11 protein-coding genes are annotated in these 9,413 nt (G+C 58.9%); 9 read left to right on the top strand and 2 right to left on the bottom strand.

The genetic code is table 11. The annotated features are described in order from the left end of the window. Positions 1 to 20: 20 nt before the first annotated feature. The 7 genes from atpA (at position 21) to Q0M74_RS11120 (ending at position 6,255) form a co-directional block, all read left to right on the top strand. The gene (gene atpA / locus Q0M74_RS11150; protein ID WP_293954445.1) at positions 21 to 1,661 is read left to right on the top strand and encodes a F0F1 ATP synthase subunit alpha; all 1,641 of its coding nucleotides are present in this window, start codon (positions 21 to 23) and stop codon (positions 1,659 to 1,661) included. 62 nt (positions 1,662 to 1,723) lie between these two features. Next, complete coding sequence (locus Q0M74_RS11145) at positions 1,724 to 2,704, top strand: F0F1 ATP synthase subunit gamma (RefSeq protein WP_293954443.1); 981 nt, start codon at positions 1,724 to 1,726, stop codon at positions 2,702 to 2,704. A 3-nt stretch (positions 2,705 to 2,707) separates the two neighbouring features. After that, on the top strand, positions 2,708 to 4,153 hold the full coding sequence (gene atpD / locus Q0M74_RS11140) for a F0F1 ATP synthase subunit beta (protein WP_293954441.1): 1,446 nt from the start codon (positions 2,708 to 2,710) through the stop codon (positions 4,151 to 4,153). A gap of 11 nt (positions 4,154 to 4,164) precedes the next feature. After that, the gene (locus tag Q0M74_RS11135; RefSeq protein WP_293954439.1) at positions 4,165 to 4,539 is read left to right on the top strand and encodes a F0F1 ATP synthase subunit epsilon; all 375 of its coding nucleotides are present in this window, start codon (positions 4,165 to 4,167) and stop codon (positions 4,537 to 4,539) included. 230 nt (positions 4,540 to 4,769) lie between these two features. After that, complete coding sequence (locus Q0M74_RS11130) at positions 4,770 to 5,243, top strand: DUF2550 domain-containing protein (protein WP_293954437.1); 474 nt, start codon at positions 4,770 to 4,772, stop codon at positions 5,241 to 5,243. 24 nt (positions 5,244 to 5,267) lie between these two features. After that, the gene (gene nucS / locus Q0M74_RS11125; RefSeq protein ID WP_293954435.1) at positions 5,268 to 5,960 is read left to right on the top strand and encodes an endonuclease NucS; all 693 of its coding nucleotides are present in this window, start codon (positions 5,268 to 5,270) and stop codon (positions 5,958 to 5,960) included. Between the two features lie 10 nt (positions 5,961 to 5,970). Then, on the top strand, positions 5,971 to 6,255 hold the full coding sequence (locus Q0M74_RS11120) for a hypothetical protein (RefSeq protein ID WP_293954433.1): 285 nt from the start codon (positions 5,971 to 5,973) through the stop codon (positions 6,253 to 6,255). Positions 6,256 to 6,258: 3 nt separating this feature from the next. Here the strand turns inward: Q0M74_RS11120 and mce are convergent, their stop codons facing one another. Next, a complete protein-coding gene (mce, locus tag Q0M74_RS11115; protein ID WP_293954431.1) occupies positions 6,259 to 6,717 on the bottom strand; it encodes a methylmalonyl-CoA epimerase in 459 nt (152 codons plus the stop codon). Positions 6,718 to 6,807: 90 nt separating this feature from the next. Between mce and Q0M74_RS11110 the strand changes: the two genes are divergently transcribed. Further along, positions 6,808 to 7,116, top strand: a complete 309-nt coding sequence (locus tag Q0M74_RS11110; protein WP_293954429.1) for a thiamine-binding protein — start codon at positions 6,808 to 6,810, stop codon at positions 7,114 to 7,116. A gap of 43 nt (positions 7,117 to 7,159) precedes the next feature. Further along, on the top strand, positions 7,160 to 8,095 hold the full coding sequence (locus Q0M74_RS11105) for a tetratricopeptide repeat protein (protein WP_293954427.1): 936 nt from the start codon (positions 7,160 to 7,162) through the stop codon (positions 8,093 to 8,095). Between the two features lie 192 nt (positions 8,096 to 8,287). On the opposite strand, the gene glgB is transcribed toward Q0M74_RS11105, so the two are convergent. Then, the coding region (gene glgB, locus Q0M74_RS11100; RefSeq protein WP_293954425.1) for a 1,4-alpha-glucan branching enzyme at positions 8,288 to 9,413 on the bottom strand (1,126 nt) is incomplete at its 5' end.

Genomic DNA, 9,413 nt, shown 5'->3' with positions numbered 1-9,413 from the left:
CAACCGAGAGCAGGAAGAACATGGCGGAGCTGACGATCTCCTCCGATGAGATCCGTAGCGCGATTGCGAACTACACCTCGAGCTACTCCGCGGAGGCCTCCCGTGAGGAGGTCGGCGTGGTTATTTCGGCCGCTGACGGTATTGCCCAGGTTTCGGGCCTCCCGTCTGTTATGGCGAATGAGCTCCTGGAGTTCCCGGGCGGCGTCATCGGCGTCGCGCAGAACCTTGACACCGACTCTGTCGGCGTCGTGGTCCTGGGTAACTACGAGCTACTGAAGGAAGGCGACCAGGTTCGTCGTACGGGAGACGTTCTGTCTATCCCCGTCGGCGAGGAATTCCTGGGTCGCGTCATCGACCCACTTGGCAAGCCCATCGATGGCCTTGGCGAAATCGCTGCTGAAGAGGACCGCGTCCTCGAGCTTCAGGCACCTTCCGTGCTTGAGCGCCAGCCAGTCGAAGAGCCAATGTCCACCGGCATCAAGGCTATTGATGCCATGACCCCAATCGGTCGTGGCCAGCGACAGCTGATCATTGGTGACCGTAAGACCGGCAAGACCGCGGTCTGTATTGACACCATCCTTAACCAGAAGGCCAACTGGGAGACCGGCGACAAGAGCAAGCAGGTTCGTTGCATCTACGTCGCAATCGGTCAGAAGGGCTCCACCATTGCAGCCCTGCGTAAGACCCTCGAGGAGCAGGGCGCTCTGGAGTACACCACAATCGTGGCGGCTCCTGCCTCTGACGCTGCTGGCTTCAAGTGGCTCGCACCATTTGCCGGCGCTGCTCTCGCCCAGCACTGGATGCACCAGGGCGACCACGTCCTGGTCATCTACGATGATCTGACCAAGCAGGCTGAGGCATACCGTGCCATCTCCCTGTTGCTGCGTCGCCCACCGGGCCGCGAAGCATACCCAGGTGACGTCTTCTACCTGCACTCCCGTCTGCTGGAGCGCGCGGCCAAGATGAACGATGAGCTCGGTGCCGGTTCCATTACCGCACTGCCGATCATTGAGACCAAGGCCAACGACGTTTCCGCCTTCATTCCTACCAACGTGATTTCCATCACCGATGGTCAGGTATTCCTTGAGTCCGACCTGTTCAACCGTGGAGTCCGTCCGGCGATTAACGTCGGTATCTCGGTTTCCCGTGTGGGCGGTGCCGCTCAGACCAAGGGTATGAAGAAGGTTGCCGGTTCACTCCGTCTGGACCTGGCCGCCTACCGCGACCTGGAAGCATTCGCCACCTTCGCTTCTGACCTGGACGCTGCCTCCAAGGCTCAGCTCGAGCGTGGACAGCGTCTGGTTCAGCTGCTCATCCAGGCTGAGAACGCACCTCAGTCCGTTGAGTACCAGATCATCTCCCTGTGGCTTGCAGGCGAGGGCGCCTTCGACAACGTTCCCGTCGAGGATGTCCGTCGCTTTGAAACCGAGCTGCACGAGTACCTCGGTTCCAACGCACCACAGGTTTACGAGCAGATCGCCGGTGGAGCAGTGCTCTCCGACGAGTCCAAGGAGACCCTGCTTCAGGCTACTGAGCAGTTTAAGGGCGCTTTCCAGACCACTGATGGCACCCCAGTCATCAACGAGGCTGAGGTTGATGCACTTGACCCGAGCCAGGTCAAGAAGGATCAGCTCACCGTTTCCCGCAAGGTCAGCAAGTAGTAGTAGGCAGAGAGCCTCAAACATCATGACTGACCAAGCAACTGAAGGGAGGCGTTTGAACCATGGCAACAATTCGTGAATTGCGTGACCGAATCCGTTCGGTCAACTCAACCAAGAAGATCACCAAGGCTCAGGAGCTCATCGCCACCTCACGCATCACCAAGGCACAGGGTCGCGTCGCGGCTGCTGCACCGTACGCAGAGGAGATCCAGCGTGTGCTGGAGCGTCTCGCGTCGGCCAGCTCCCTCGATCACCCGATGCTGCGTGAGCGTGAAGGCGGCAAGCGAGCCGCCGTGCTCGTGGTCTCTTCTGACCGCGGCATGGCAGGTGGCTACAACCACAACGTATTCAAGAAGGCCACGGAGCTGGAAAAGCTCCTGGGCGAAGAGGGATACGAAGTAGTTCGTTATGTCACCGGTAGTAAGGGTGTGGGCTACTACAAGTTCCGCGAAGACTACGTTGCAGGTGCCTGGACCGGATTCTCACAGGATCCGAACTGGGATGCCACCCACGACGTACGTCGCCACCTGATTGATGGCTTCACCGCCACATCAAATGGCGAGGCCTCTTATCGCGAGGGACTGAACGTGGAAGAGGGCCAGGGAATCCAGGGCTTCGACCAGGTTCATATTGTCTACACCGAATTCATTTCCATGCTGACTCAGCAGCCGGTGGTGCATCAGCTCCTGCCGATCGAGCCTGTCATGGAAGACGATATCTTCGTACAAGGCGAGAGTGCGCTGACTGATTCAGCCGGCGCCATCGAACCGGATTACGACTTCGAACCGGACGCGGACACACTGCTGGATGCACTGCTTCCTCAGTATGTCTCACGCAGGTTGTTCTCCATTTTCCTGGAAGCAGCCGCTGCAGAGTCCGCTTCACGTCGAAACGCGATGAAGTCTGCAACTGACAACGCAACGGAACTGGTCAAGGACCTTTCCCGAGTGGCCAACGCGGCTCGTCAGGCACAGATTACCCAGGAAATCACAGAGATTGTCGGTGGCGCTGGTGCGCTATCTGACAGCGGAGAAAGTGACTAGATTATGACTACAGCTCTTACAGAGCAGAACGCACAGCTGGCAGCTACTGCCGGCCGTGTCGTGCGTGTCATTGGCGCGGTCGTCGACGTGGAGTTCCCCCGCGGCGAGCTGCCGGCACTGTACAACGCACTGACTGTCGAGGTCACCCTCGAATCAGTCGCCAAGACCGTTGTCCTTGAGGTTGCTCAGCACCTCGGCGACAACCTGATCCGTACCATTGCAATGGCACCGACCGACGGCATGGTCCGCGGTGCGGCTGTTGTTGACTCCGGTAAGCCAATTTCCGTTCCAGTCGGCGATGTTGTCAAGGGCCACGTGTTCAACGCCCTCGGCGACTGCCTCGACGAGCCGGGCCTGGGTCGCGATGGCGAGCAGTGGGGAATCCACCGCGAGCCACCATCATTCGACCAGCTCGAAGGTAAGACCGAGATCCTCGAGACCGGCATCAAGGTCGTCGACCTTCTCACCCCTTATGTTAAGGGTGGAAAGATCGGCCTCTTCGGTGGCGCCGGTGTGGGCAAGACCGTTCTGATCCAGGAAATGATCACCCGTATCGCCCGCGAATTCTCCGGTACCTCGGTATTCGCAGGCGTCGGCGAGCGTACCCGTGAGGGCACCGACCTCTTCCTGGAAATGGAAGAGATGGGCGTCCTCCAGGACACCGCTCTCGTGTTCGGCCAGATGGACGAGCCACCAGGAGTCCGTATGCGCGTGGCTCTGTCCGGTCTGACCATGGCGGAGTACTTCCGCGATGTGCAGAACCAGGACGTGCTGCTCTTCATTGACAACATCTTCCGTTTCACCCAGGCAGGTTCCGAGGTGTCCACCCTTCTGGGTCGTATGCCTTCTGCCGTGGGTTACCAGCCAACCCTGGCTGATGAGATGGGTGTTCTCCAGGAGCGCATTACCTCCACCAAGGGCCGTTCCATTACGTCTCTGCAGGCCGTTTACGTCCCTGCCGATGACTACACCGACCCTGCCCCTGCTGCCGTGTTCGCCCACCTGGATGCAACCACCGAGCTTGACCGCTCGATCGCATCCAAGGGTATCTACCCAGCAGTGAACCCGCTGACCTCGACTTCTCGTATCCTCGAGCCGTCAATCGTTGGCGAGCGTCACTACGAGGTCGCCCAGCGCGTCATCGGTATTCTGCAGAAGAACAAGGAACTCCAGGACATCATCGCCATCCTCGGTATGGATGAGCTGTCTGAAGAGGACAAGATCACCGTGGCTCGCGCCCGTCGTATCGAGCGTTTCCTTGGTCAGAACTTCTTCGTCGCGGAGAAGTTCACCGGACTGCCTGGCTCCTATGTGCCACTGGCTGACACCATCGACGCTTTCGAGCGTATCTGCAACGGCGACTTCGACCACTACCCGGAGCAGGCTTTCAACGGCCTGGGCGGACTGGACGATGTCGAAGTTGCTTACAAGAAGCTGACCGGAAAGTAAGGTAGAGACACATGGCTGAAATCACCGTTGAACTGGTGTCTGTCGAGCGCATGCTCTGGTCGGGTCAGGCCAGCATTGTGACCGCTCAGACCACCGAGGGTGAGATCGGCGTGCTGCCCGATCACGAGCCGATGCTCGGCCAGCTGGTCGAGAACGGTGTCGTGACCATCCAGCCTACGGACGGCGAGAAGCTTGTCGCCGGCGTACAGGGTGGATTCCTCTCCGTATCCAAGGAAAAGGTGACGATCCTCGCGGACTTCGCCGTCTGGGCGCATGAGGTTGATTCCACATCCGCCGAGGCTGACCTGAATTCGGACGACGAGCTGGCCAAGGCACGTGCCGAGGCCGGGCTGCGCGCGGTCCGCCGCAGCAGCGAAGGTCTCTAGTACCCTTTCGTTTAGCTGAACAACGCCCGCCGGGCACTGGGAGTGATTCCAGTGCCCGGCGGGCGTTTATCTTTGTCCAAACCGCGGTACTTACCGGCAAATAGCGTGAGGTGACAACCCCAACCGCTTGACTAGGGGTTACCTGCACAGAGGTCATTTTTCATTACCCATGTTTGTGGGTAGGATCGACTAAAACCTTTTCTCTTGCTGCAGGGAGGACACACTTAGCCGTGGAATATATTATCTGGGCCTTGGTGATCATCGCGGTTCTCGCTGTCTTGCTGGCGGCCTGGCGGTTTTTCACCCTCCGCTCACGGGGCACCATGGTCATCCTGCGTCATCTCCCACAGAGTGGGGTGCACGGGTGGCGTCACGGCTCCCTGCGTTATAACGGCAACGACCTTGAGTACTTCAAGCTGCGTTCCCTGTCACCCATGGCAGACAATATCCTCCACCGCCTTTCGGTAGAGCTCCTTGATCGACGGGAGCCCACGCCTGAAGAGGCGGTTTTTATGTCTGAGGGCACCAGTATCGTCCATATCAAATCCAAGGATGAGGAGATTGAAATGGGCCTGGACAGTAATGGTGAGATGGCGTTCACCGCATGGCTGGAGGCAGCCCCTGATGTGCGTGCGGAACATACCCTCACCGCAGCTGATTTCCTGAAGAATCAGAACCGAAATGGCCCCCAGCGTGATCGCTAGAAGCTCATTGGATAGGGTGGTGGCATGCGTCTTGTCATCGCCCGTTGTTCCGTAGATTATATTGGCCGTCTGGAAGCCCACCTTCCGATGGCCGATCGCCTTTTGATGGTGAAGGCTGATGGTTCCGTTTCCATCCATGCAGATGATCGGGCCTATAAACCCCTCAACTGGATGACCCCACCGTGCTCCCTCACAGAAACCCCTATCACCGATGAGGATGGGGAAGAGGTGGGCGAGTACCTGTGGGTGGTGGAGAACAAGAAGGGGGAGCAGCTGCGGATCACCGTTGCGGAGATCTACTCGGAGCTCTCCCATGAGCTGGGGCAGGATCCCGGCCTGGTGAAGGACGGCGTGGAGGATCACCTCCAGAAGCTGCTGGCTGAGCACATCACCACCCTCGGTGAGGGCTACACCCTGGTGCGTCGTGAGTACCCGACCGCGATTGGGCCGGTGGACATCCTGTGCCGTGATGCTGATGGTCAGACCGTGGCCGTGGAGATCAAACGTCGCGGAAATATCGACGGTGTGGAGCAGCTGACCCGTTATCTGGAGCTGCTCAACCGTGATGAGTTGTTGAAGCCTGTACAGGGGGTTTTCGCGGCCCAGGAGATCAAGCCACAGGCACGTACCCTGGCAGAAGACCGCGGTATCCGCTGTGTGACACTGGACTACCAGTCACTGCGTGGTATCGAGTCTGACGAGCTGACGCTTTTTTAGAGGATCTGGCATGGCTCGGAAGAACAGGAGAATGAAGACCGCACCCCGCGAATTGCCTCGCGATGGTGCGGTCTACTGGGGTACCCAGGTTCAGGAAGGGCCGAGTTGGTCCTTCGGTGAGCCCTATATGGTGCGGCAGATGGGATCATCTGCAGCCACCAAGTTCTATGTGTGCCCGGGATGCAATCAGAACATCCCACCTGGGGTCGCCCATATTGTCGCCTGGCCCCGGGACGTCGGGGGCCGTGGTGACGACCGCCGGCATTGGCACAAAGCCTGCTGGGATCGTCGTTAAGTCTTAGTTTGCTGGTTCGGTCAGTTCCAGCAGGACGCCGCCGGCATCCTTGGGGTGCAGGAAGTTGATGCGTGCGCCGCCGGTACCGATCTTTGGCTCGTCGTAGAGCAGGCGGATGCCCTGGGCACGCAGGTAATCGCACAGCTCATCCATGTTGTTGGTACGCAGGCACATCTGCTGCAGGCCTGGGCCCTTCTTCTCAATGAACTTGGCGATGGTGGATTCCTCATTCAGAGGTGCCAGCAGCTGGATCATGCCATCGGTGTGGGTCATGCCCTTCGGACCGACCATGGCCTCGGTGACGCCCTGCTCCTCATTGGTTTCCTGGTGGTGGTTCACCCAGCCGAAGGCGTTGCGGTAGAACTCAACAGCATCATCAAGGTTGGGTACTGCAATGCCGACGTGATCAAGGCACACGACGTACTCATGGGGGATATCAATAGCCTGTGAATTTTCAGTCATGGTTGCCTAGTCTATTCCTGCGACCTGGCTGCCGCACAAAAATATGGCGTGTCCGTGGTCACTTTCTGTGATGCAGGTACTCTCGGAGTCATGCTTATTGCCTTTTCTGTAGCCCCAGCTGTAGCCGATAACCCAGAGGCGGAGATGGCCGATGCCGTCACCGAAGCCATCCGTGTGGTTCGGGAATCCGGTCTTCCGAATGAAACCAATGCCATGTTCACCCTCATCGAGGGGGAGTGGGATGAGGTGTTTGACGTGATCAAGCGTGCCACCGAGGCGGTGTCCAAGGTATCTCCACGTACCTCACTGGTGATCAAGGCGGATATCCGTCCCGGTTATGAGAACACCCTGACCCGCAAGGTGCAGGCCGTCGAGGAACGCCTGTCACCCGATCAGTAGAGTTTCATCCAAGCAAGTTCCAGAGAGAAAGAGTGTTTCATCAGTGACCTCCCCTAATCGTTTTGTCAGTGGCGCGATCGATCTCGGCGAGGTGAAGGCCCGTGCCGAATCCCGTCAGAAGGCCCACGAGGAAGGACCCGCTTCCAAGGTGATCCCCACGTCCTTTGATGTGACCATGGAGAACCTAGAGAATGACGTGTTGCGTCGTTCCACGCAGGTTCCGGTCATCGTCCTCATCGGTACCTCCCGCAGCCCTGATTCTGAGCAGTTGAAGGCGGATCTCACCACGCTTGCCGCCGGTGCCGGACTGTCCTTCCTCTTTGGTTATATCGATGCTGACACCCACCCTGATGTAGCCCAGGTTTTCGGTGTACAAGGGCTTCCCACCACCATCGCGGTGGCCGCTGGGCGCCCACTGGCTGATTTTCAGGGTGGACAGCCCGCCGAGGCGCTGGGACAGTGGATCAGTTCTGTCATCCAGGCTGTAGGTTCACAGCTGGGTGGACTACCCGAGGGCGCGGTCCCAGCTGGAGGGGAACCCCAGGCACCTGTTGAGGAGCCACAGGATCCCCGCCTGGATGCTGCCACTGAGGCACTGAACAACAGTGATTTCGATGGTGCCGTCACCATCTATGAACAGATGCTTGCTGAGGATCCGAAGAACGCTGAGATCAAGCAGGCCCGTGATGCCGCCGTGCTGTTGGGTCGCATGGGTAGTCTGCCGGATGACACGGACGTTGTTGCTGAAGCCGATGCCGATCGGACCTCTCCGGAGAAAGCTTTTGCCGCAGCGGATGCCGAGATTGTCTCCGGTAATCCGGAGGGTGCCTTTGATCGCCTCATCGCCTTGCTGACGCGTACTGCTGGCAAGGAGAAGGATGCGGTGAAGGATCGTCTGATCGAGCTGTATGGTCTCTTTGATCCCATTGATCCACGTGTGTTGGAAGCTCGTCGGAAGATGGCCAGCGCCCTGTACTAGGCCCGGCGGTCAAAGGTGCACGCGCAGCCCCCGCACGGCTTTGCCTGCGGGGGCGATTATTGCGGTGACACCATAGTCCCAGCAGGCAGGGTCGAGGGACATGTCAGAGAGTGTCTGATCAGCACCCTCGTATGAGAAAATGCTCCCTTCAATATTGAAGGGAGCATTCGCTATTTCTACCGGGACGTGGCTTTAGCCTTCCCAGGTGTAGAACTGAGCACTCATGGCGGGGGAGTGCAGGGTGGTGGTGTACGGGAAGCCATCCCAGTTGGATTCAACCGCCTGGAGAGTTTCAGGGAGCGGGTTGTCTGCTCCGCGGAACTTGCCCTCGTCGGTGTTGAGGACCATGCGCCAGGTGCTGCCGCCAGAGACACCGATTTTGTACTCAGACTGGGAGGTGCCGGAGAGGTTGAAGACGCACAGGATCTGGGAACCGTCGGTGCCGTAGCGGGTGAAGGCGAGGATGTTATTGGCCGCATCATCAGCCTTGTTCCAGGTGAAGCCTTCACCGGAGAAGTCCTGGCTGCTCAGTGCCGGGGTGGTTTTGTAGGTGTTGTTCAGTTCGCGGATGAGGTCCTGGATGGTGGAGTGGTATTCACCCTGCCAGCCGTCGACAATGCCCCAGGGCAGTTCACGGCCTTCGGACCATTCATCGCGTTGGCCTAGTTCCTGGCCCATGAACAGGAGTTTCTTTCCTGGGTGTGCCCACATGTAGGCCAGGAAGGTACGCATTCCGGCAGCCTTGTTCCAGGTGTCACCGGGCATCCGGTCCCAGAGGGAGCCCTTGCCGTGGACTACTTCATCGTGGGAGATGGGGAGCACGAAGCGCTCGGAGAAGGCGTACACCAGAGAGAATGTCAGGTCATTGTGGTGGAAGGAGCGGTGGATGGGATCCTTGGCAAAGTATTCCAGGGTGTCATTCATCCAGCCCATGTTCCACTTCAGGGAGAATCCCAGACCACCGTCCCAGGTGGGTGCGGTGACTCCTGGCCAGGAGGTGGATTCCTCGGCGATGGTCAGGGCACCGGGGTGCAGGCGGAGCACGGTGGCGTTCATCTCCTGGATGAACTGGACGGCTTCGAGGTTTTCCCGGCCGCCGAAGATATTGGGTTCCCATTCGCCGTCTTCGCGGGAATAGTCCAGGTAGAGCATGGAGGCCACGGCATCCACACGCAGACCGTCGATGTGAAATTCCTCCAGCCAGTAAAGCGCATTGGAGACCAGGAAGTTGCGGACCTCATTGCGTCCGAAGTCGAAGACGTAGGTGCCCCAGTCCTTCTGTTCACCGCGGCGCCAGTCGGGGTGTTCGTAGAGGGCT

The organism is uncultured Corynebacterium sp. (assembly GCF_945649885.1).
GTDB lineage: Bacteria > Actinomycetota > Actinomycetes > Mycobacteriales > Mycobacteriaceae > Corynebacterium.
Note: the sequence above shows the minus strand (reverse complement) of the source record. Positions and strands in the feature narration are given on the sequence as shown.

Bases quoted from the DNA above. Each gene is read 5' to 3' on its own strand.
- atpA (WP_293954445.1), top strand. From the start codon at position 21: ATGGCGGAGCTGACGATCTCCTCCGATGAGATCCGTAGCGCGATTGCG.
- Q0M74_RS11145 (WP_293954443.1), top strand. From the start codon at position 1,724: ATGGCAACAATTCGTGAATTGCGTGACCGAATCCGTTCGGTCAACTCA.
- atpD (WP_293954441.1), top strand. From the start codon at position 2,708: ATGACTACAGCTCTTACAGAGCAGAACGCACAGCTGGCAGCTACTGCC.
- Q0M74_RS11135 (WP_293954439.1), top strand. From the start codon at position 4,165: ATGGCTGAAATCACCGTTGAACTGGTGTCTGTCGAGCGCATGCTCTGG.
- nucS (WP_293954435.1), top strand. From the start codon at position 5,268: ATGCGTCTTGTCATCGCCCGTTGTTCCGTAGATTATATTGGCCGTCTG.
- Q0M74_RS11120 (WP_293954433.1), top strand. From the start codon at position 5,971: ATGGCTCGGAAGAACAGGAGAATGAAGACCGCACCCCGCGAATTGCCT.
- mce (WP_293954431.1), bottom strand. From the start codon at position 6,717: ATGACTGAAAATTCACAGGCTATTGATATCCCCCATGAGTACGTCGTG.
- Q0M74_RS11110 (WP_293954429.1), top strand. From the start codon at position 6,808: ATGCTTATTGCCTTTTCTGTAGCCCCAGCTGTAGCCGATAACCCAGAG.